This is a genomic window from Pseudomonas sp. 18173 (assembly GCF_050432945.1).
Taxonomy (GTDB): Bacteria; Pseudomonadota; Gammaproteobacteria; order Pseudomonadales; family Pseudomonadaceae; genus Aquipseudomonas.
Genome location: NZ_JBKFTN010000043.1, coordinates 1 through 21,209, shown reverse-complemented (window position 1 = coordinate 21,209; position 21,209 = coordinate 1). Strand labels below are relative to the sequence as shown.

Below are 21,209 nucleotides of genomic sequence, written 5' to 3'. Positions count from 1 at the left end.
ATCGGTGTCTGGGATTACTTGACCAGTTCAGCTCGCTCCTACAGAGGGCGGTGGTGTTACTGGGTGACAAACTTCGCACTGACATACGGCGAATAGTCCGGTAGCACCGTTTCAACCTTCCCTTGTTCCTTCAGGAATTTCGCCGTCTCGCCAATGGCCTTGGCCGTGCCGCCGTCCAGCAGCGCGGTGCTCTGTTGCGCCTTGGCATCCGGGAAGGCGGAACCGGCCAAAAGTTCCGGTACATCGGCGGCGTTGGCGCCGGTCAGTTTGGCGATTTTCTGGACGGGCACCGAATCAACAGTCCATTGGTCCTTGTGGGCGGCATAGTCGGCGAACGAATCCAGGGTGACCCTGGCGAATTTGGCCACGACCTCAGGATGTTTTTCGGCGTAATCCTTGCGCGCCACCCAGACCTCAAAGGTAGGTGCGCCCCATTGGCCCACCTGCGCAGCGTCGGTCAGGGTCTTGCCAGTCTTGCGGATTTCTCCCAGGGCGGGTGACCAGACAAACGCGCCATCAATATCGCCACGCTTCCAGGCTGCGGCGATTTCCGCCGGCTGCAGGTTCACCACTTTGACTTTCGAACCGTCCAGGCCCCAGTGCTTCAGCGCGCCGAGCAGGCTGTAGTGGGAGGTTGAAACGAATGGCGTGGCGATGGTCTTTCCGATCAGATCTTGCGGTTTTTCGATGCCGCTGCCGTTGCGTACCACCAGCGCTTCGGCGGCGTTGATCTGGGCCGAGACGATGAACGCGACAATCGGCAGGTTGCGCGAGGCGGCAGCGGCCAGTGGGCTGGAACCGAGATTGCCGATTTGCACATCGCCCGAGGCAATCGCCGTGACCACTTCCGGACCGCTGTTGAAGCGCCGCCAGTCGATCGGCTGGCCGATGGTTTTTTCATAAAGGCCATCGGCCTGGGGGACTTTGCTCGGGTCGATTCCGGTTTGATAGCCGACGGTGAGGTTCGCCGCCTGTGCCGTGAAAGAAAGTGCCAGCGATACACAAACTGTAACAATTGATCCGGATAGTGCGCGTTTGGTCGTCATGGGGGTCGCCTTTCGGTAAAGGATTTGTTGCCGAATTGCGTCAGAAACTAAACGATCTAAAAAAGTAAAAATAAATACCGTTTAGTAATTAGCTTATGAGCCGAACCGTCTATTCTGGGGTAATCGTGCAGTGGGGAGCTAAATTCCTAAACGGTATTAGAAAAGAATCGAGTCATTCTTTTCAGGTTTATGACGAAATCATGACCCTGCAGGGACCAAAAAATCGGGGATTAGACTATGGTCGTAGACACATATAGTTACGATTGACTTGTGGGTCACGGTCTGGCGCTAATCGCGCATCTTAGGATCTCGGGCGTCGACTCGAGGCCAGGAATACAAGAATTAGAAACGAGAGGAGCTACACAATGAACAAGTCCAACTTGGCACTGGCCGTGGCCGTAGGGGTATTGGCGCAGCAGGCAGGCGCAGCCGGCTTCCTGGAAGACAGCAAGGCTTCCATCAGCTCTCGCACCATGTATTACGACGCCGACATGCGCGAAGGCGCGAGCACGCCGGCTAACCGTCAGCGAGAAACCGCTGAGGGTCTGAAGTTCGATTACCTGTCCGGTTTCACCCAGGGTACCGTAGGTTTTGGTATCGACGCCCAGGCCCTGGTGGGTATCCACCTGGATGGCGGCAAGGGGCATCACCCGACCGGTAACGCCAACTCGTTCTTCCCGAGCGATGGCAATGAGGCGGCCGACGAGTGGAGCCGTCTGGATGGCAACGTCAAGGCGCGCTTCTCGAAGACCGAAGCCCACCTGGGCGGCGCTCTGGCACCGAACATGCCGATCCTGATCGCGAACGACAGCCGTCTGCTGCCGCAGACCTTTGACGGTGGCACCATCACCTCCAAAGAAATCGACAACGTGACCTTCAACCTGGGTCAACTGGAGCACGCGTCGGGTCGTGCCTCCTCGAACCGCACTGGCCTGTCTGTGGCTGGCGCGACTGAGGACAGCAACCAGTTCCGTTACGCCGGTGCCGACTGGAAGGTCACCAAAGACCTCCTGCTGCAGTACTACTACGCGAACCTGGAAGACTTCTACAAACAGAACTTCCTCGGCCTGGTGCACGTCTACCCGATCGCGGCCAACCAGTCGTTCAAGACCGATATTCGCTACTTCGACAGCAGCTCCGACGGCAAGAACGGTGACCCAGGTTTCCGTTTCAACAACAACAACGGTTTCGCCAAGAACCCGGGCGAGGTCGATAACAAGACCTGGAGCGCCACATTCACCTATACCCTGGGTGGCAGCGCGTTCCTGCTCGGCCATCAGCGTGTCAACGATGACGGCGGCTTCGTGTTCCTGAACCAGGGCAGCCTGATCGATGACAAAGGTCGCCAGGAAGGTGCCGGCGGCTCCAGCTTCTACTCGTTTACCGATGCCGTGGTGGGCAGCTTCATCCGCGCCGGTGAAAACACCACGTACGGTCAGTACTCCTATGACTTCGCGTCACTGGGTGTGCCAGGCTTGAAAGCTTCGATTGCCTACTTGAATGGCCAGGACATCAAGGCAACCAGCGGTGTGGGTAAAGACCTGAGTGAGCACGAGACTGACGCGCGTATCGATTACGTGATTCAAACGGGCGCACTGAAAGGGTTTGGTACGACCCTGCGTCACGGTACCTACCGTGGCAACACCAGCACCCTTGATCAAGACCAGACCCGTCTGATCTTCAACTACACCTACAGCTTCATGTAATAGCCACAAGAAAAAGGCCCCGTCGATTGGCGGGGCTTTTTTTTTGTGTCGGGCTTTATATTCCATAAAAATAGATGCTACTTCTTTTTTATTCTTTTTAGTTTTTTAATCCGCGCACTAAAGTGCGTCCTCCGACACTCATCCCTGAGCTCGGATTTGGCAATTTCGTCCCTCGACAATTGATCAGGTTCAGGAATCGGCCTTGGCGCCGATACCTCGGTTCTGCCGTGGGAAGTCATATTCCATAGTGGTATTAAAAAGCTTCAAACAATTCTTTTTGGCTTTAATGCCATGTATCCTGCGGCCCGCCAAATGACCGGCCTAGACGGTTTGCCGCGAAATTATGCATTCAGGATCCCGGGCAATCGATTCGAGACCAGGAACATCAGAACTAGAAACGAGAGGAGCGAAACATGAACAAATCCACCTTGGCCATGGCTGTGGCCGTCGGGGTATTGGCCCAGCAGGCAAACGCCGCGGGTTTTATCGAAGACAGCAAGGCAACATTGGGGCTGCGTAATTTTTACATCAATACCGACAACCGTGACGGTGCCGGTGCGAACAAAAACGAAGAATGGGGTCAAGGCTTCGATCTGCGTTTCATCTCCGGCTACACCCAGGGCACCGTCGGCTTCGGTATCGATGCGATCGGCCTGTTGGGCGTCAAGCTGGATTCGGGCGGTGGCACCAACGGCGCTACGGCGACCTCTTACGGCGGCACGGTTTTCCCGAGTAAATCCAACGGCGAGGCCGTAGATGATTTCTCCAGCCTGGGCCTGACCGCCAAAGCCAAGATTTCCCAGACCGAACTGAAGCTGGGCACCCTGCAGCCGAAAAACCCGGTAATCGTGACCAACGATGGCCGCTTGCTTCCGCAAACCTGGCAGGGTGGCCAGATCACGTCCGGCGACATCAAGGATCTGACGCTGGTCGGTGGCCAGATCGAAGCCGTCAAAGGCCGTAACTCCAGCAACAATGAGCAGATGTCGATTTCGGGCGCGAACACTCGCGGCACCAAATTCCGCGACAGCAACAAGTTCATCTATGCCGGTGGCGACTACAAGATCACCAAGGACCTGACTGCCCAGTACTACTACGGCAACCTGGAAGAGTTCTACAAGCAACACTTCCTGGGTCTGGTTCACAGCTGGGCTATCGGCCCAGGCGTGTTGAAGTCGGACTTCCGTTATTTCAACAGCTCCGACGACGGTGCCAATGGCCACGACCCTCTGTTCTTCACCACTGGCAACTACAGCGGTGCAGCCAACGGTAAAGGCAAGGTCGACAACAACCTGTACAGCGGCCTGTTCCTGTATAGCGTTGCCGGTCACACCTTCGGTGGCGGTTATCAGGTCAGCAATGGCAGCAGCGACTTCCCTTGGCTGAATCAGGGCGACGGTTCGTCGAACTACACCATCACTGACTCGCAAATCCAGAAGTTCGGCCGTGCCGGCGAGAAAACCTGGCAAGCACGCTACTCGTTCGACTTCGCCAAGGTCGGCGTACCTGGCCTGACGGCAGGTCTGGTGTACCTGCACGGTGACGATATCGACACCATCAACGCCAAGGGTGGCGAGGCGGCCAATGGTGCTTCCGAGTGGGAGCGCGATCTGAGCGTGGCTTACGTCGTTCAGGAAGGTCCGCTGAAAAACCTGGGTCTGGCGTGGAAAAACGCTACCTGGCGCACCGACCTGCCGAACACCCGTTCGCAGGACGAAAACCGCCTGATCGTCAGCTACTCGATCCCGCTGTTGTAATAGCGCTCGCGTAACCGACACAAAAAAGCCCCGCCCGGTATTGCACCGGGCGGGGCTTTTACATGTTCAAGACGGGTTCACCCCCGTAATCCCGCCTTGAAGTTCCCTCTTTGCAGCAACTCAAGGCCTTCTCGAACCTTGTGGCCGATGTTCGGCGGGTTGCGTGTGCACGTCCAGTGAACAGATGTTTAATATTTCTTTATGATCTAAATAAATCGATATTTATTCTTTTTAATAGATAAAAAACACAGGCACAGTTGAACCCATCAAGCACTCACAAGGAGCAGCACCATGGGTCTCAGACTTGGCGATATCGCCCCCGATTTCGAACAGAATTCCAGCGCCGGCATCATCCGTTTCCATCAGTGGCTGGGCGATAGCTGGGGCGTGCTGTTTTCCCATCCGGCGGATTTCACGCCGGTGTGCACCACCGAACTGGGCTTCACCGCCAGGCTCAAGGATGAATTCGCGGCGCGCGGCGTCAAGGCTATCGCACTGTCCGTGGACCCCGTCGAGTCGCACCACAAGTGGATCGAGGACATCAACGAAACCCAGGGCACCGTGGTCAACTTTCCGATCCTCGATGACGCCGACCGCAAGGTCTCGGACCTCTATGACCTGATCCATCCCAATGCCAACGACACCCTGACCGTGCGTTCTCTGTTCGTGATCGACCCGAACAAAAAGGTCCGGCTGACGATTACCTACCCGGCGAGCACCGGCCGCAACTTCAATGAAATCCTGCGGGTGATCGACTCGCTGCAACTCACCGATAACTTCAAGGTGGCCACACCGGCCAACTGGCAGGACGGTGACGAGGTGGTGATCGTGCCGTCGCTCAAGGATGAGGATGAAATCAAGCAGCGCTTTCCCAAGGGTTATCGTGCCGTTAAGCCTTACCTGCGCCTGACGCCACAGCCGAACCGGTAAGTCAGTCGTTGCTGTGGTGTGGCGGAAAAAGCTTTCGCGAGCAAGCCCGCTCCCACAAGGGCTTNGTGATCGTGCCGTCGCTCAAGGATGAGGATGAAATCAAGCAGCGCTTTCCCAAGGGTTATCGTGCCGTTAAGCCTTACCTGCGCCTGACGCCACAGCCGAACCGGTAAGTCAGTCGTTGCTGTGGTGTGGCGGAAAAAGCTTTCGCGAGCAAGCCCGCTCCCACAAGGGCTTACGCGGTCAACTGTGGGAGCGGGCTTGCTCGCGAAGGCGGCAGATCAGACACCACAGGCTTTACGGTTAACAGCACCCACAAAGCAGGGGATTTCAGGCCGTTTCGACGGTCTGTTTTTTTGCCTGGAAGAAGTGAATTTATATATCTCTTAAATGCATAACCAAATGAACAAATATGATTTATGGATATATAAATCAGCTGTTAAGGTCACTCCATCGAAGCGAGATCGCAAACCGCGAATCGCCAGTACTACGCAAGGAATCGTCTGAATGCTGGTTGTCTCACTCGGTGGCAGTCCCAGTCAGCGCTCTCGTTCCGGGGTGCTGCTGGATCGCTCCCGGAAATGGTTACAGGAGCAGGGCGTGGAAGTGGTGAGTTATCAGGTGCGGGACTTCCCGGCCGAGGACTTGCTGCACGCACGCTTCGACAGCCCCAAGGTCATCGACTTGCTGCAACAGATTGAAAACGCCGATGGCCTGCTGATCGCCACACCGGTTTACAAGGCATCGTTTTCCGGAGCCCTGAAAGTCCTGCTGGACCTGCTGCCCGAACGCGCCCTGAGCCACAAGGTTGTTTTGCCAATGGCCACTGGCGGCAGCATCGCCCACATGCTGGTGGTGGATTACGCGCTCAAGCCGGTGCTGTCGGCCTTGAAGGCCCAGGAAATGCTGCAGGGGATTTTCGCCGTCGACAGCCAGATCGCTTACGGCGAAGGCAGTGCCCTGGCGCAATTGGCGCCGGAGCTGGAGCAACGTTTACATGAAGCGCTGGAGCAGTTTTCCAGCGCCATGGCGCGACGGCCCAAGCCGCTCGATCCGAACCTGTTGAATGATCGTTTGTTGAGTGCTCGCTGGAGCATTTAAGCCTCACCGAAAATTGAAGTACTGGCCTTACTCGCCCGCCAACGGGCAAGCAGGTGCAGCCAAAACCCAACTGCAAAAAGGAGAGCGCCATGCGCCCTGTCATTTTGCGTCGTGGTCTGGTCGCTCTGTTTGCTGCGGCTGTCACCTTCGGCGCCATTACTCAAGCTCAGGCCGAGACGCTACGAATCGGCTATCAGAAATACGGCACCCTGGTGCTGCTCAAAGCCAAGGGCACCCTGGAAAAACGCCTCGCCGCCCAAGGCGTGGACGTGCAATGGACTGAATTCCCCGGTGGCCCGCAACTGCTTGAAGGCTTGAACGTCGGCTCCATCGACTTCGGCGTCACCGGTGAAACTCCGCCAGTGTTCGCCCAGGCAGCCGGTGCTGATTTGCTCTACGTCGCCTACGAACCGCCAGCGCCGCACAGTGAGGCGATCCTGGTGCCGAAGGACTCGGCAATCAAGTCGGTGGCAGAGCTCAAGGGCAAGAAAGTCGTGCTCAACAAGGGCTCCAACGTGCACTACCTGCTGGTGCGTGCGCTGGAAGACGCCGGCCTCAAATACACCGACATCCAGACCGTATTCCTGCCGCCGGCCGATGCCCGCGCTGCGTTCGAGCGTGGCAGCGTCGACGCCTGGGTCATCTGGGACCCGTACCAGGCGGCCGCCGAACAACAGCTGCAAGCGCGCACCCTGCGTGACGGCCAGGGCCTCGTCGACAACCATCAGTTCTACCTGGCGACCAAACCTTACGCGCAAAAAAATCCCGAGGTGATCAAGACCCTGGTGGAAGAAGTGCGGGCGGTGGGCGAGTGGTCCAGGGCCAATCCACAGGACGTGACCCAGCAAGTGTCGCCACTGCTCGGCCTGCCGGCGGACATCACCCTGACCTCGGTGAAACGCCAGGGTTACGGCGCGCTGTTCCTCACCCCGGAAGTGGTCGCCGCACAGCAGAAAATCGCCGACAGCTTTTACCAGCTCAAGCTGATTCCAAAGCCGCTCAGCATCAAAGACGTGATCTGGACGCCGCCGGCCGCCGTGGCCCAAAGCTCAGTAACCAAAGCCCAGTAAATCGATTCCCCAAGGAGACCACTCCAATGAGCCTCAATATCTTCTGGTTCCTGCCTACCCACGGCGACGGCCATTACCTTGGCACCGCCGAAGGCGCCCGCGCCGTCGACCACGGCTACCTGCAACAAGTCGCGCAAGCCGCTGACCGCCTGGGTTTTGGCGGGGTGCTGATTCCCACCGGCCGCTCCTGCGAAGACTCGTGGCTGGTGGCGGCATCGCTGATTCCGGTGACCCAGCGTCTGAAGTTCCTTGTCGCCCTGCGCCCCGGGATCATTTCCCCGACGGTGGCGGCGCGCCAGGCCGCGACCCTGGATCGGCTGTCGGGTGGTCGTGCGTTGTTCAACCTGGTGACGGGCGGTGATCCGGAGGAGTTGGCGGGCGATGGTCTGTTCCTCAGCCACGAAGAACGCTATCAGGCCTCCGTGGAGTTCACCCGCATCTGGCGCCGCGTGCTGGAAGGCGAAACCGTCGATTACGACGGTCAGCACATCAGCGTGAAGGGGGCGAAGTTGCTCTATCCGCCGATCCAGCAGCCGCGTCCACCGCTGTACTTCGGCGGCTCGTCGGAGGCCGCGCAGGACCTGGCGGCAGAGCAGGTGGAAATGGTCCTGACCTGGGGCGAACCACCGGCAGCCGTGGCGGAAAAGATCGAGCAGGTCCGTGCCAAAGCCGCCAAGCTCGGACGCACCGTGCGCTTCGGAATTCGCCTGCACGTGATCGTACGCGAAACCAATGCCGAGGCCTGGCAAGCGGCGGATCGACTGATCTCGCATCTGGACGACGACACCATCGCCCGTGCCCAGGCTTCGCTGGCGCGTTTCGATTCGGTCGGTCAGCAACGCATGGCCGCACTGCATGGCGGCAACCGCGACAACCTGGAAGTCAGCCCCAACCTGTGGGCCGGTGTTGGTCTTGTACGCGGCGGTGCCGGTACGGCGCTGGTGGGCGATGGCCCGACCGTGGCTGCCCGCGTGAAGGAGTACGCGGACCTGGGCATCGACACCTTTATTTTTTCCGGATACCCGCATCTGGAAGAGTCGTATCGGGTGGCGGAGTTGTTGTTCCCGCACCTCGATGTCGAGCGCCCTGAGCTGCCGAAAAGTGCCGGCTACGTCAGCCCGTTCGGCGAGATGGTCGCCAACGACATTCTGCCCAAAGCCGCGTCCCAGAGCTGAGGCGCAGCCATGAAGAAAATCATCCACAGCCTGGCGCCCTGGGCGTTGCCGGTGTTGCTGCTGGCGGTGTGGCAGTTGAGTGTGTCGGCGGGCTGGTTGTCGACACGGATCCTGCCGGCACCGATCGCCGTGATCGAAGCCGGCGTGAGCCTGGTGCGCAGCGGCGAAATCTGGACGCACCTGGCCATCAGTGGCTGGCGTGCCGCGCTGGGTTTCACCATTGGTGGCGGCATCGGTCTGACCCTGGGTTTTATCACCGGCCTGTCGAAGTGGGGCGAGCGCCTGCTCGACAGTTCGGTGCAGATGATCCGCAACGTGCCGCACCTGGCGCTGATTCCGCTGGTGATTCTCTGGTTCGGCATCGACGAGTCGGCGAAGATTTTCCTGGTGGCGCTGGGCACGTTGTTCCCGATCTACCTCAACACCTATCACGGCATCCGCAATGTCGACCCGGCGTTGGTGGAAATGTCGCGTAGCTATGGCCTGAGCGGTTTCAGCCTGTTCTGGCAGGTGATTCTGCCAGGGGCGCTGCCTTCGATTCTGGTCGGCGTGCGTTTCGCCCTGGGTTTCATGTGGCTGACGCTGATCGTCGCGGAAACCATTTCCGCGAGTTCCGGCATTGGCTACCTGGCCATGAATGCCCGGGAGTTTTTGCAGACGGACGTGGTGGTGCTGGCGATCCTGTTGTACGCGGTGCTCGGCAAATTGGCCGACCTCGCAGCCCGTGGACTCGAGCGTGTGTGGCTGCGCTGGCACCCGGCGTATCAGGTTGCCAAGGGAGGTGCGGCATGATCGCGGAGCAACCTCCACGCCTGCTGCGCGGTATTCCGCTGGCGGTGCGCAAGCTGCAAAAAACCTTTGGCGCGCGGCAGGTGCTGCGCGAGATCGACCTGCACATTCCGGCCGGCCAGTTTGTCGCCGTGGTGGGCCGCAGTGGTTGCGGCAAAAGCACCTTGCTGCGCTTGCTCGCCGGCCTCGACCAGCCCACGGGCGGTGAATTGCTGGCCGGTGCTGCGCCACTGAGTGAGGCGCGCGAAGACACGCGGCTGATGTTCCAGGAAGCGCGATTGCTGCCCTGGAAAAAGATCATCGACAACGTCGGCCTTGGCCTCAAGGGCAACTGGCGGCCGCAAGCGCTTGAAGCTTTGGAAGCGGTTGGTCTGGCCGATCGCGCCCAGGAGTGGCCAGCAGCACTGTCCGGTGGACAGAAGCAACGGGTGGCGTTGGCCCGTGCATTGATTCATCAGCCGCGCCTGCTGTTGCTCGACGAACCATTGGGCGCGCTGGATGCCCTGACCCGAATTGAAATGCAGCAACTGATCGAACGGCTCTGGCAACAGCATGGCTTCACCGTGTTGCTGGTCACCCACGACGTCAGCGAAGCGGTGGCGATTGCCGATCGGGTGATCCTGATCGAAGAGGGCGAAGTCGGCCTCGACCTGCACGTCGAACTGCCGCGCCCCCGGGTCCGTGGCTCCCATCGGCTGGCGGCGCTGGAAACCGAAGTGCTCAATCGCGTGCTGGCGCTGCCCGGCCAGCCGCCGGAACCGGAACCTGTTTCACCCTTGCCTACGCAATTGCGCTGGGCTCAATAACTCAAGTCTTATCCCACGACAGGAATCAACATCATGACTATCAAAGCCATCAACGTTCGTAACCAGTTCAAAGGCTCCATCAAGGAAATCGTCCTCGGCGACGTGCTGTCGGAAATCGACGTGCAGACCGCGTCCGGCATCGTCACTTCAGTGATCACCACGCGTTCGGTGAAGGAGCTGGAACTGGCGGTCGGCAGTGAAGTGATCGCGTTCGTGAAATCCACCGAGGTGTCGATCGCCAAGTTGTAAGCAGCATGCGTAAACAACAACCCCGAAGGGTTTGAGCCCTTCGGGGTTTTTTGTGCGTGTGATTCAGTGCGATCGGCGGTGCGGCCTTCGCGAGCAGGCCAGTAAGACCAATCAAGTAATCAGGCTGGAATGCTGCGCTTGGGCAAATACGGCGGCAAATACAACCCCACATAAGCATCAAACACCCGCATCCCTTCCTCGGCCATGCGCGGTGTTATCTGCCCGTGCTGCTGCACCGAACGCGCATACACCCGGTCGCCCAGTTCCATGGCCAAGGCGAATACATCGACATCGCTCGGCAATGTCGGCAGTTCGAAGTGATGGTCGAACAACTTGTGCATCAGATCGCCCAACTCGATGTCGTGCTGGCGGTCGGCCTGGGTGACTTCGGTCAGGCCGTGCTGGGCCAGGATGAGTTGGCGGGCAGCGGCGTCTGCTGCGTAGATGTCGAGCATGCGTTGCTCCACCAGTCGCGACAGGTCGCGCCAGCTGCTCAAGGCCGGGTGATCGATGGGGGCTTGCAGGCAGGCGCGGAAGGCGGCGTGGACATCGGCGGTCAAGGCTTCAAGCAAGGCTGGTACGCTGGCGAAGAAGTGGTAGACCGAGGAGGGCGGTATCTCCGCGCGCTCGGCGACGCTGTAGATCGACAGACTGGCCACGCCCTCGGCGGCCAACAGCGTGCGGGCGGCATCGAGTATCGAGTCGATCCGGGCCTGGCTGCGTGCGCGGGGTTTGCGGGGGGTGGCGGTGCGCGTCATTGGAGTCTCCTGCGGGGCAGCGGGCATTGTACGAGGCGGGTTGCGTGTTGTCTTCCAAGCCGCCTTCGCGAGCAGGCTCGCTCCCACATTGAAATGCGTTCCCCTGTGGGAGCGAGCCTGCTCGCGATGAATCCATCTCGGTCCACCATAAAAAAAACGCCGCAAGCTATCAGGCCGGCGGCGTTCCTTTTTTACTGCAACCACTTAAACGGTATGCAGGTACCAGTTGTACTCGAGGTCGGAGATGGAGTGTTCGAACTCCTCCAGCTCGCTCTCTTTACAGGCCACGAAGATATCGATGTATTTCGGGTCGATGTACTTGGCCATGACTTCGCTGTCGTCCAGCTCGCGCAGGGCATCGCGCAGGTTGTTCGGCAGGCTCTGCTCGTTCTGCTCGTAGCTGTTGCCTTCGACCGGAGCGCCAGGCTCGATCTTGTTGGTCAGACCGTGGTGCACACCCGCCAATACCGAAGCCATCAGCAGGTACGGGTTGGCATCGGCGCCGGCCACGCGGTGTTCCAGACGCACCGCGTCGGCGGAGCCGGTTGGAACGCGCAGGGCCACGGTACGGTTGTCCAGGCCCCAGCTCGGCGAGTTCGGCACATAGAACTGTGCGCCGAAACGACGGTAGGAGTTGACGTTCGGGCAGAGGAAGGCCATCTGCGCCGGCAGGGTCTCGAGCACACCGCCGATCGCGTGACGCAGTGCGGCGTTCTGCTCGGGATCCTCGCTGGCAAAAATGTTCTTGCCATCTTTATCAAGAATCGAGATATGGACGTGCAGACCATTACCTGCCTGGCCTGGATACGGCTTGGCCATGAAGGTGGTGTCCATCTCATGGTCGTAGGCGATGTTTTTGATCAGGCGCTTGAGCAGGACCGCGTAGTCGCAGGCCTTGATCGGGTCGGCCACGTGGTGCAGGTTGACTTCGAACTGCGCCGGGGCACTTTCCTTGACGATGGCGTCAGCCGGGATGCCTTGCTCTTTGGCGCCTTCCAGAATGTCCTGGAGGCAGTCGACGTATTCGTCGAGGTCGTCGATCAGGTAGACCTGTGTCGAGTGCGGACGTTTGCCGGAAACCGGCGAGCGAGGCGGTTGCGGACGACCGTTCACGTTCTCCTGGTCGATCAGGTAGAACTCCAGTTCGAACGCGGCGCAGATGGTCAGGCCCATTTCGTCGAACTTGCGCACCACATTGGCCAGCACTTCGCGCGGGTCGGCGAAGAATGGCTCGCCTTCGAGTTCGTGCATGGTCATCAACAGTTGCGCGGTAGGGCGCTTCTGCCATGGCTCGTTGCACAGGGTATCGGGGATTGGATAGCAGATTCGATCGGCGTCGCCGATGTCCAGGCCCAGACCGGTGCTTTCCACCGTGGAGCCGTTGATATCCAGAGCAAATAGAGAGGCCGGCAGGTTGATGCCTTTCTCGTAAACCTTGTGGAGGCTGGTGCGTTCGATGCGCTTGCCGCGCACCACACCATTCATATCCGCAATCAGAAGGTCAACGTACAGAACCTCAGGATGTTCCTTAAGGAACGCGTTCGCTTCGTTAAGCTGAACGGCACGCGGGGGTACCGACATGATGCAACACCTTTGTTGTTAAAAATATCAATCATTGATCTTTTCTGGTTTCAGTCAACCCGAACGGCATGCCGAAGTCAAGCGAGGCCTTTTTTGCCCTAAAAAAGCGCTCGTGTGGCTTTTTTGAGGCACTTTGGAGCGTTTTTACTCTGCCGGACCTGGCGCTGGCCGCGAGCTTGAGCGGGCCGTGTTGTATTTTTTACGGGGGTGTTGTGTAAAAAAATGAACAAGGCTAAGCTCGAATCAAACCCATAACAGCAATAATACCGGGGTGCTTCATGTCTCGCCTGCCGATAATCGGCATCACCGACTGCTCAAGACAGGTCGGTCGGCATGTTTATCACGTCAGTGGTAACAGGCCCGTCCGCTCCATGACCTCAGCGATTGCGGTGATCCTCCCGTCCCTGACGGCTCGTCCGTCCCCGTCCGATATTCTGGACGGTCGCGATGGCACCCCCATTACGGTTACTCCATTCAATATAGAACCGATTCACAATAGCGGCCTGAACATCGTTCAGGGCAACGCTCGCGATTCTGCACGCCCGGCCTCTGCAGCAGTGTTGGCAAACACGATAATCTGTCGTGCAAACGCTCTACAACGCGACGCCGATGCGTCAAACAGCGCCTGACCCCGAAAGGGTCGGACAACTCAAGCCTAGAGGCATTTATGAGTAACAACCTCGACCAGCTCACCGATTGGTTGAAAAACCACAAGATCACAGAAGTCGAATGCATGATCGCCGACTTGACCGGGATTACCCGGGGCAAGATCTCGCCGACCAACAAATTCATCGCCGAAAAAGGCATGCGTCTGCCAGAAAGTGTGTTGTTGCAGACTGTGACCGGCGATTACGTCGAAGACGACATCTATTACGAACTGCTCGACCCGGCCGACATCGACATGATCTGCCGGCCTGACCAGAGCGCGGTGTACCTGGTGCCGTGGGCCATCGAGCCGACCGCCATCGTCATCCACGATACCTACGACAAGCAAGGCAACCCGATCGAGCTGTCGCCGCGCAACGTGCTCAAGAAAGTCCTGAAACTCTATGCCGACAAAGGCTGGCAGCCAATCGTGGCGCCGGAAATGGAGTTCTACCTGACCAAGCGCAGTGACGACCCGGACTACCCGCTGCAGCCGCCGATCGGTCGCTCCGGCCGCCCGGAAATCGGTCGTCAGTCGTTCTCCATCGAAGCGGCCAACGAATTCGATCCGCTGTTCGAAGACGTCTACGACTGGTGCGAACTGCAGGACCTGGACCTCGACACGCTGATCCACGAGGACGGCACGGCGCAGATGGAAATCAACTTCCGTCACGGCGATGCCCTGTCCCTGGCCGACCAGATCCTGGTGTTCAAGCGCACCATGCGCGAAGCGGCGCTCAAGCACGACGTGGCCGCGACCTTCATGGCCAAGCCGATGACCGGCGAGCCGGGCAGTGCCATGCACTTGCACCAGAGCATCATCGACATCGAGACCGGCAAGAACATTTTCTCCAACGACGACGGGACCATGAGCCAGTTGTTCCTGCACCACATCGGTGGCCTGCAGAAACTCATTCCCGAACTGTTGCCGTTGTTCGCCCCGAACGTGAACTCGTTCCGCCGCTTCCTGCCGGACACTTCGGCACCGGTGAACGTGGAGTGGGGCGAAGAAAACCGCACGGTGGGCCTGCGGGTACCGGATGCCGGGCCGCAAAACCGTCGGGTGGAAAACCGCCTGCCGGGCGCCGATGCCAACCCTTACCTGGCGATTGCCGCGAGCCTGCTCTGCGGCTACATCGGCATGGTCGAAGGCCTGAACCCGAGTGCGCCGGTGGTGGGGCGCGGCTATGAACGCCGCAACCTGCGCCTGCCGCTCACCATCGAGGACGCGCTGGAACGCATGGAAAACAGCGCGACCATCGAGCGTTACCTGGGCAAAAATTTCATCACTGGCTACGTCGCGGTCAAGCGGGCCGAGCATGAAAACTTCAAGCGCGTCATCAGTTCGTGGGAAAGGGAATTCCTGCTCTTTGCCGTCTGATGCGCCGGGTGCTGTCGTTGTCAGGCAGCACTTTCACCTGATTTTTTTAGGAGATTCACATGACCAGCAACAATCCGCAAACCCGTGAATGGCAAACCTTGAGCAATGATCACCACCTGGCTCCGTTCAGCGACTTCAAGCAGCTGAAAGAGAAAGGCCCGCGGATCATCACCAACGCCAAGGGTGTTTACCTCTGGGACAGCGAAGGCAACAAGATCCTCGACGGTATGGCCGGCCTGTGGTGTGTCGCGATTGGTTATGGTCGCGATGAACTGGCCGATGCCGCCAGCAAACAGATGCGCGAGCTGCCTTACTACAACCTGTTCTTCCAGACGGCGCACCCGCCGGTACTGGAACTGGCCAAGGCCATCGCCGACATCGCGCCAGAAGGCATGAACCACGTGTTCTTCACCGGTTCCGGCTCTGAAGGCAACGACACCATGCTGCGTATGGTTCGTCACTACTGGGCGATCAAGGGCCAGCCGAACAAGAAGGTCATCATCAGCCGCAAGAACGGCTATCACGGTTCCACCGTGGCCGGCGCGAGCCTGGGTGGCATGACGTACATGCACGAACAGGGCGACTTGCCGATCCCGGGCATCGTCCACATTGCCCAGCCGTACTGGTTCTCCGAGGGCGGCGACATGACGCCGGAAGAGTTCGGTATTTGGGCAGCCAACCAGCTGGAAGAGAAAATTCTGGAAGTCGGCGTCGACAACGTCGGTGCCTTTATTGCCGAACCGATCCAGGGCGCCGGCGGCGTGATCATTCCGCCAGAGACCTACTGGCCGCGCATCAAGGAAATCCTCGCCAAGTACGACATCCTGTTCGTGGCTGACGAAGTGATTTGCGGTTTCGGTCGCACCGGCGAGTGGTTCGGCACCGATTTCTACGACCTCAAGCCCGACATGATGACCATCGCCAAGGGCCTGACTTCGGGCTACATCCCGATGGGTGGCCTGATCGTGCGTGACGAAGTGGTCGCAGTACTCAACGAAGGCGGCGACTTCAACCACGGTTTCACCTACTCCGGACACCCGGTGGCGGCGGCTGTGGGGCTGGAAAACATCCGTATCCTGCGCGACGAGAAAATTGTCGAGCGCGTGAAGTCGGAAACGGCACCGTATTTGCAAAAGCGTCTGCGGGAACTCAACGATCACCCGTTGGTGGGCGAAGTTCGCGGGGTGGGGCTGTTGGGGGCCATCGAACTGGTCCAGGACAAGGCCACTCGCAAGCGTTACGAGGGCAAGGGCGTCGGCATGATCTGCCGTCAGTTCTGCTTCGACAATGGCCTGATCATGCGCGCAGTCGGCGACACCATGATCATCGCTCCGCCACTGGTGATCACCCCGGCGGAAATCGATGAGCTGGTGACCAAGGCTCGCAAGTGCCTTGACCTGACCCTGAGTGCATTGCAGGGCTAAGTGCTAGGCTTTGAGCGAGAGTTGCCGGGGTTTGTATCAAAACAGCTACTTTCGCTCAGAGCTGTCAGAAAGCGTGGCCTTTCCTTGAAAGACCGATGTGGATCTTGCCAGACTAGCCGCGGTTCCAGTTGCCCGGGTTCGGTCGCTGAACAAGTGGTTCAAAAAAGAAAAATTTGGAGCATTACGCATGAAGGCACTAGGTAAAAAGCTCGCTGGCAAGACTCTTCTTGCCATGTCCCTGACGGGCTTGATGGCGGGCGCGGTTCAGGCCGATGACAAAGTACTGCACGTGTACAACTGGTCCGACTACATTGCACCGGACACCATCGCGAACTTCGAGAAGGAGTCGGGGATCAAGGTCGTCTACGACGTATTCGACAGCAACGAGACTCTGGAAGCCAAACTGCTGGCGGGCAAGTCCGGCTACGACGTGGTCGTGCCGTCGAACAACTTCCTGGCCAAGCAGATCAAGGCCGGTGTGTATCAGGAGCTGGACCAGTCCAAGCTGCCTAACTGGAAAAACCTGAACCAGGACCTGCTCAAGGCCGTATCGGTCAGTGACCCTGGCAACAAACACGCCTTCCCGTACATGTGGGGCTCGATCGGCATCGGTTACAACCCGGAGAAGGTCAAGGCTGCGCTGGGCGTCGACACCATCGACTCCTGGGACGTGCTGCTCAAGCCGGAAAACATCGCCAAGCTCAAGGGCTGCGGTGTGAGCTTCCTCGATTCGCCGACCGAAATGCTCCCGGTCGCGCTGCACTACCTGGGCCTGCCAACCGACAGCCAGAAGAAAGAAGACATCAAGAAAGCCGAGGACCTGTTCCTCAAGATTCGTCCTTCGATCACCTACTTCCACTCGTCCAAGTACATCTCGGACCTGGCCAACGGCAACATCTGCGTAGCGGTTGGCTACTCGGGTGACGTCCAGCAGGCCAAGTCCCGTGCCGCAGAGGCCGGTGACAAGGTCAAGGTCAGCTACGCCATTCCGAAAGAAGGCGCTGGCAGCTTCTTCGACATGGTCGCCATTCCCAAGGATGCCGAGAACGTCGAGGGTGCCTACAAGTTCATGACCTTCCTGCAGAAGCCTGAAGTCATGGCCGGTATCACCAACGCCGTACGCTTCCCGAACGGTAACGCCGCTGCAACGGCCCTGGTGGAAAAAGACATCACCAGCGATCCAGGCATCTACCCGCCAGCCGATGTGCAGGCCAAGTTGTATGCCATCGCCGACCTGCCAGCGGCGACCCAGCGTGAAATGACCCGCAGCTGGACCAAGATCAAATCCGGTAAATAAGCCGGTTTGATGCAATAGCCTGTTGTCGTCATCCGGGTGATGGCGACAACAGGTTGAATTAAATGACAAAAGTTTTGCTGGAACGGTTTTTCGAGGGTAAGTTGCGCGCCGGTTTTGTTGCTGGGCAATCACGGTTGTCATGTAACGCGGGGCAACTTGGGCCCAACTAATTTCAGAGGACCTCCACTTGCCTATTTTTTCTATGTTGCGCAATGCCATGCTGGCTGCTGCCGGGCTGACGATTGCTGTCAGTGTCCAGGCCGCCAGCACTGTGCATATTTATAACTGGTCGGATTACATCGGCGAGACCACCCTGGCCGACTTCCAGAAAGCGACCGGAATCAAGCCGGTCTACGACGTCTTCGATTCCAACGAAACCCTGGAAGGCAAGTTGCTGGCCGGGCGTACCGGCTACGACGTGGTTGTGCCGTCGAACCACTTCCTCGGCAAACAGATCAAGGCCGGGGCATTCCAGAAGCTCGACAAGGCGCAGCTGCCGAACTATTCCAACCTCGACCCGGTGCTGCTCAAGCGCCTGGAGCAGAACGATCCGGGCAACCTGTACGCCGTGCCGTACCTGTGGGGCACCAACGGCATCGGTTACAACGTCGAGAAGGTCAAGGCTGTGCTGGGCGTCGACAAGATCGACTCCTGGGGCGTTCTGTTCGAGCCGGAAAACATCAAGAAGCTGCACAGCTGCGGCGTGGCGTTCCTCGATTCCGCCGATGAAATGATGCCGACAGTGCTCAACTACATGGGCCTCAATGCCAACAGCACCAACCCTGACGATTACAAAAAGGCCGAAGACAAGTTGCTGTCCGTGCGCCCTTACGTGACCTACTTCCATTCTTCCAAGTACATCGCGGATCTGGCCAACGGCGATATCTGCGTGGCGATCGGCTTCTCCGGTGACATCTTCCAGGCCAAGCACCGTGCCGAAGAAGCCAAGAAAGGCGTGAACATCGCCTACTCGATCCCGAAAGAGGGCGGCGCGCTCTGGTTCGACATGCTGGCGATTCCGAAGGACTCGGCCAACGTCAAGCAGGCCCACGCCTTCATCAACTATTTGCTGAAGCCTGAGGTGATTGCCCAGGTCAGTGATTACGTCGGCTATGCCAACCCTAATCCGGGGTCGGACAAACTGATGGAACAGTCCATTCGTACCGACGAAGCGGTTTATCCACCGCAGGCAGTGCTCGACAAGACCTACGTGTCCATCGAGTTACCTCCAAACATACAACGCTTGATGACCCGCAGCTGGACCAAGGTAAAGTCGGGTAAATAGTTTCAAGGCTCAAACTATCCAAGGTTGGCTCACCTTGAGCGAACTGCACTCTTTTTTTTCGGGAGTTTCGTAAATGGCAGTTGCCTCCGGCGCCTATAAGAAAGCCCTCGAGGGCGACCAGCAACCTAAACAGGTGCTGGTCAAAATCGACCGGGTCACGAAGAAGTTCGACGAGACGATTGCCGTGGACGATGTGTCCCTGGAAATCAAGAAAGGCGAAATTTTCGCCCTGCTCGGCGGTTCGGGATCGGGCAAATCCACTCTGCTGCGCATGCTCGCCGGTTTCGAACGGCCCACGGAGGGACGCATTTTCCTCGATGGCGTAGACATCACCGACATGCCGCCCTACGAGCGGCCGATCAACATGATGTTCCAGTCCTACGCCTTGTTCCCGCACATGACCGTGGCGCAGAACATTGCCTTCGGCCTCAAGCAGGACAAGATCCCGAACGCTGAAATCGATGCCCGCGTGGCCGAAATGCTCAAGCTGGTGCAGATGAGCCAATACGCCAAGCGCAAGCCGCACCAGTTGTCCGGCGGTCAGCGTCAGCGCGTGGCCCTGGCCCGCTCCCTGGCCAAGCGCCCGAAGCTGCTGCTGCTCGACGAGCCGATGGGCGCACTGGACAAGAAGCTGCGCTCGCAAATGCAGCTGGAGCTGGTGGAGATCATCGAGCGCGTCGGCGTAACCTGCGTCATGGTGACCCACGACCAGGAAGAGGCCATGACCATGGCCGAGCGCATCGCGATCATGCACCTGGGCTGGATCGCCCAGATCGGCAGCCCGATCGACATCTACGAAACCCCGACCAGCCGCCTGGTCTGCGAATTCATCGGTAACGTGAACATCTTCGAAGGCGAAGTGATCGAAGACGCCGAAGGCCACGCAACCATCACCTGCAAGGACCTGGACCGCCAGATCTACGTCGGTCACGGCATCAGCACCTCGGTGCAGGACAAGTCGGTCACCTACGCGATCCGTCCGGAAAAACTGCTGGTCACCGCCGAAATGCCGACCTGCCAGTACAACTGGTCCAGCGGCAAGGTGCACGACATTGCCTACCTGGGCGGGCACTCGGTGTTCTACGTCGAACTGCCAAGCGGCAAGCTGGTGCAGTCGTTCGTGGCCAACGCCGAACGTCGCGGGCAGCGTCCGACCTGGGGTGATCAGGTCTACGTGTACTGGGAAGACGACAGCGGCGTGGTACTTCGCTCATGAACATGCGCAAACTCAAACGCCGATTCAGTCGAATAATTCCCGGTGGCCGTCAGATGGTCATCGGCATTCCATTCATCTGGCTGTTCCTGTTCTTCATGCTGCCGTTCTTCATCGTCCTGAAGATCAGCTTCGCCGAAGCAGACGTGGCCATTCCGCCGTACACCGAAATCTACAGCTACGCCGAGCAGAAGCTGCAGTTGCTGCTGAACCTGGGTAACTACGCAATGCTGGGCGGTGACGAGCTGTACATCGCCGCTTACCTCGGCTCGTTGAAGATGGCGTTTTTCAGCACCATCCTCTGCCTGTTGATCGGCTACCCGATGGCCTACGGCATCTCCGTTGCCCGCAAGGAAGTGCAGACGGTGCTGGTGCTGCTGATCATGATGCCGACCTGGACTGCGATCCTGATTCGCGTTTATGCGTGGATGGGTATCCTCAGCAACAACGGCCTGCTCAACGGCTTCCTGATGAGCATGGGCTGGATCAATGAGCCGCTGCAGATCCTCAATACCAACCTGGCGGTCTACATCGGCGTGGTTTATTCCTACCTGCCGTTCATGATCCTGCCGCTGTACGCCAACCTGGTCAAGCATGACCACAGCTTGCTGGAGGCCGCGTCGGACCTGGGTTCGAGCACCTTCAACAGCTTCTGGAAAATCACCGTGCCGCTGTCGAAAAACGGCATCATCGCTGGCTGCATGCTGGTGTTCATCCCGGTGGTGGGCGAGTTCGTGATCCCGGAACTGCTTGGCGGTCCGGAAACCCTGATGATCGGTAAAGTGCTCTGGCAAGAGTTCTTCAACAACCGTGACTGGCCGGTGGCGTCCGCCCTGGCGGTGGTGATGCTGGCGATCCTGATTGTGCCGATCATCCTGTTCAACCGCAGTCAGGCCAAGGAAATGGAGGGTAAAGAATGAAGCGCTTCCGTTTCTCCAGCCTGATGCTGGTACTGGGTCTGTTGTTCATCTACCTGCCGATGCTGATCCTGGTGAT

The 21,209-nt window shown here is 58.7% G+C and carries 19 protein-coding genes; 16 read left to right on the top strand and 3 right to left on the bottom strand.

The window, feature by feature from the left end; genetic code table 11:
• Positions 1–56 precede the first annotated feature (56 nt).
• Positions 57–1,046: a taurine ABC transporter substrate-binding protein gene (gene tauA / locus ACLD1X_RS28295; RefSeq protein WP_429373479.1), complete on the bottom strand. Its 990-nt coding sequence runs from the start codon at positions 1,044–1,046 to the stop codon at positions 57–59.
• Positions 1,047–1,411: 365 nt separating this feature from the next.
• On the opposite strand from tauA, the gene ACLD1X_RS28290 reads away from it, so the two are divergent.
• The 9 genes from ACLD1X_RS28290 to ACLD1X_RS28250 all read left to right on the top strand — a co-directional run bounded on the left by ACLD1X_RS28290 (position 1,412) and on the right by ACLD1X_RS28250 (position 10,629).
• The gene (locus ACLD1X_RS28290; RefSeq protein ID WP_429373477.1) at positions 1,412–2,752 is read left to right on the top strand and encodes an OprD family outer membrane porin; all 1,341 of its coding nucleotides are present in this window, start codon (positions 1,412–1,414) and stop codon (positions 2,750–2,752) included.
• A 413-nt stretch (positions 2,753–3,165) separates the two neighbouring features.
• Positions 3,166–4,509 (top strand): OprD family porin, encoded by a 1,344-nt coding sequence (locus ACLD1X_RS28285; protein ID WP_429373475.1) that lies wholly within the window; start codon positions 3,166–3,168, stop codon positions 4,507–4,509.
• Positions 4,510–4,800: 291 nt separating this feature from the next.
• Complete coding sequence (locus tag ACLD1X_RS28280; RefSeq protein ID WP_429373473.1) at positions 4,801–5,439, top strand: peroxiredoxin; 639 nt, start codon at positions 4,801–4,803, stop codon at positions 5,437–5,439.
• A 507-nt stretch (positions 5,440–5,946) separates the two neighbouring features.
• Positions 5,947–6,540, top strand: a complete 594-nt coding sequence (gene ssuE, locus ACLD1X_RS28275) for an NADPH-dependent FMN reductase (protein WP_429373471.1) — start codon at positions 5,947–5,949, stop codon at positions 6,538–6,540.
• 89 nt (positions 6,541–6,629) lie between these two features.
• On the top strand, positions 6,630–7,610 hold the full coding sequence (locus ACLD1X_RS28270; protein ID WP_429373469.1) for a sulfonate ABC transporter substrate-binding protein: 981 nt from the start codon (positions 6,630–6,632) through the stop codon (positions 7,608–7,610).
• Between the two features lie 26 nt (positions 7,611–7,636).
• Positions 7,637–8,785, top strand: coding sequence for an FMNH2-dependent alkanesulfonate monooxygenase (gene ssuD / locus ACLD1X_RS28265; protein WP_111282858.1), 1,149 nt, complete (start codon positions 7,637–7,639; stop codon positions 8,783–8,785).
• Between the two features lie 9 nt (positions 8,786–8,794).
• A complete protein-coding gene (gene ssuC / locus ACLD1X_RS28260) occupies positions 8,795–9,577 on the top strand; it encodes an aliphatic sulfonate ABC transporter permease SsuC (RefSeq protein ID WP_429373466.1) in 783 nt (260 codons plus the stop codon).
• Complete coding sequence (gene ssuB, locus ACLD1X_RS28255) at positions 9,574–10,380, top strand: aliphatic sulfonates ABC transporter ATP-binding protein (RefSeq protein ID WP_429373464.1); 807 nt, start codon at positions 9,574–9,576, stop codon at positions 10,378–10,380. Before ssuC ends, ssuB begins: the two co-directional genes overlap by 4 nt.
• A 33-nt stretch (positions 10,381–10,413) precedes the next feature.
• Entirely contained in the window at positions 10,414–10,629 is a 216-nt protein-coding gene (locus ACLD1X_RS28250) for a TOBE domain-containing protein (RefSeq protein ID WP_007967989.1), read from the top strand.
• Between the two features lie 119 nt (positions 10,630–10,748).
• Here ACLD1X_RS28250 and ACLD1X_RS28245 read toward each other — a convergent pair whose 3' ends face one another.
• Entirely contained in the window at positions 10,749–11,387 is a 639-nt protein-coding gene (locus ACLD1X_RS28245; RefSeq protein WP_429373458.1) for a TetR/AcrR family transcriptional regulator, read from the bottom strand.
• 204 nt (positions 11,388–11,591) lie between these two features.
• Positions 11,592–12,968: a glutamine synthetase family protein gene (locus tag ACLD1X_RS28240; RefSeq protein WP_429373456.1), complete on the bottom strand. Its 1,377-nt coding sequence runs from the start codon at positions 12,966–12,968 to the stop codon at positions 11,592–11,594.
• Positions 12,969–13,635: 667 nt separating this feature from the next.
• Here ACLD1X_RS28240 and ACLD1X_RS28235 point away from each other — a divergent pair.
• The 7 genes from ACLD1X_RS28235 to ACLD1X_RS28205 all read left to right on the top strand — a co-directional run.
• On the top strand, positions 13,636–14,994 hold the full coding sequence (locus ACLD1X_RS28235; protein ID WP_429373454.1) for a glutamine synthetase family protein: 1,359 nt from the start codon (positions 13,636–13,638) through the stop codon (positions 14,992–14,994).
• Positions 14,995–15,053: 59 nt separating this feature from the next.
• Complete coding sequence (locus ACLD1X_RS28230) at positions 15,054–16,418, top strand: aspartate aminotransferase family protein (protein WP_429373452.1); 1,365 nt, start codon at positions 15,054–15,056, stop codon at positions 16,416–16,418.
• 187 nt (positions 16,419–16,605) lie between these two features.
• Complete coding sequence (locus tag ACLD1X_RS28225; RefSeq protein ID WP_429373450.1) at positions 16,606–17,715, top strand: polyamine ABC transporter substrate-binding protein; 1,110 nt, start codon at positions 16,606–16,608, stop codon at positions 17,713–17,715.
• A gap of 187 nt (positions 17,716–17,902) precedes the next feature.
• A complete protein-coding gene (locus ACLD1X_RS28220; RefSeq protein WP_429373448.1) occupies positions 17,903–19,000 on the top strand; it encodes a polyamine ABC transporter substrate-binding protein in 1,098 nt (365 codons plus the stop codon).
• A 73-nt stretch (positions 19,001–19,073) separates the two neighbouring features.
• The gene (locus ACLD1X_RS28215; protein ID WP_429373446.1) at positions 19,074–20,216 is read left to right on the top strand and encodes an ABC transporter ATP-binding protein; all 1,143 of its coding nucleotides are present in this window, start codon (positions 19,074–19,076) and stop codon (positions 20,214–20,216) included.
• 35 nt (positions 20,217–20,251) lie between these two features.
• A complete protein-coding gene (locus tag ACLD1X_RS28210; RefSeq protein WP_429373483.1) occupies positions 20,252–21,133 on the top strand; it encodes an ABC transporter permease subunit in 882 nt (293 codons plus the stop codon).
• A partial coding sequence (locus ACLD1X_RS28205; RefSeq protein WP_429373481.1) for a hypothetical protein occupies positions 21,130–21,209 on the top strand: 80 nt, incomplete at its 3' end. The genes ACLD1X_RS28210 and ACLD1X_RS28205, both read left to right, overlap by 4 nt.

Excerpts from the sequence above, each read along its gene's own strand:
- ACLD1X_RS28250 (WP_007967989.1), top strand. The coding sequence starts at position 10,414 with ATGACTATCAAAGCCATCAACGTTCGTAACCAGTTCAAAGGCTCCATC.
- ACLD1X_RS28230 (WP_429373452.1), top strand. The coding sequence starts at position 15,054 with ATGACCAGCAACAATCCGCAAACCCGTGAATGGCAAACCTTGAGCAAT.
- ACLD1X_RS28290 (WP_429373477.1), top strand. The coding sequence starts at position 1,412 with ATGAACAAGTCCAACTTGGCACTGGCCGTGGCCGTAGGGGTATTGGCG.
- ssuB (WP_429373464.1), top strand. The coding sequence starts at position 9,574 with ATGATCGCGGAGCAACCTCCACGCCTGCTGCGCGGTATTCCGCTGGCG.
- ACLD1X_RS28280 (WP_429373473.1), top strand. The coding sequence starts at position 4,801 with ATGGGTCTCAGACTTGGCGATATCGCCCCCGATTTCGAACAGAATTCC.
- ssuC (WP_429373466.1), top strand. The coding sequence starts at position 8,795 with ATGAAGAAAATCATCCACAGCCTGGCGCCCTGGGCGTTGCCGGTGTTG.
- ACLD1X_RS28270 (WP_429373469.1), top strand. The coding sequence starts at position 6,630 with ATGCGCCCTGTCATTTTGCGTCGTGGTCTGGTCGCTCTGTTTGCTGCG.
- ACLD1X_RS28235 (WP_429373454.1), top strand. The coding sequence starts at position 13,636 with ATGAGTAACAACCTCGACCAGCTCACCGATTGGTTGAAAAACCACAAG.
- ACLD1X_RS28285 (WP_429373475.1), top strand. The coding sequence starts at position 3,166 with ATGAACAAATCCACCTTGGCCATGGCTGTGGCCGTCGGGGTATTGGCC.
- ACLD1X_RS28240 (WP_429373456.1), bottom strand. The coding sequence starts at position 12,968 with ATGTCGGTACCCCCGCGTGCCGTTCAGCTTAACGAAGCGAACGCGTTC.
- ssuE (WP_429373471.1), top strand. The coding sequence starts at position 5,947 with ATGCTGGTTGTCTCACTCGGTGGCAGTCCCAGTCAGCGCTCTCGTTCC.
- ssuD (WP_111282858.1), top strand. The coding sequence starts at position 7,637 with ATGAGCCTCAATATCTTCTGGTTCCTGCCTACCCACGGCGACGGCCAT.
- tauA (WP_429373479.1), bottom strand. The coding sequence starts at position 1,046 with ATGACGACCAAACGCGCACTATCCGGATCAATTGTTACAGTTTGTGTA.
- ACLD1X_RS28245 (WP_429373458.1), bottom strand. The coding sequence starts at position 11,387 with ATGACGCGCACCGCCACCCCCCGCAAACCCCGCGCACGCAGCCAGGCC.
- ACLD1X_RS28225 (WP_429373450.1), top strand. The coding sequence starts at position 16,606 with ATGAAGGCACTAGGTAAAAAGCTCGCTGGCAAGACTCTTCTTGCCATG.
- ACLD1X_RS28215 (WP_429373446.1), top strand. The coding sequence starts at position 19,074 with ATGGCAGTTGCCTCCGGCGCCTATAAGAAAGCCCTCGAGGGCGACCAG.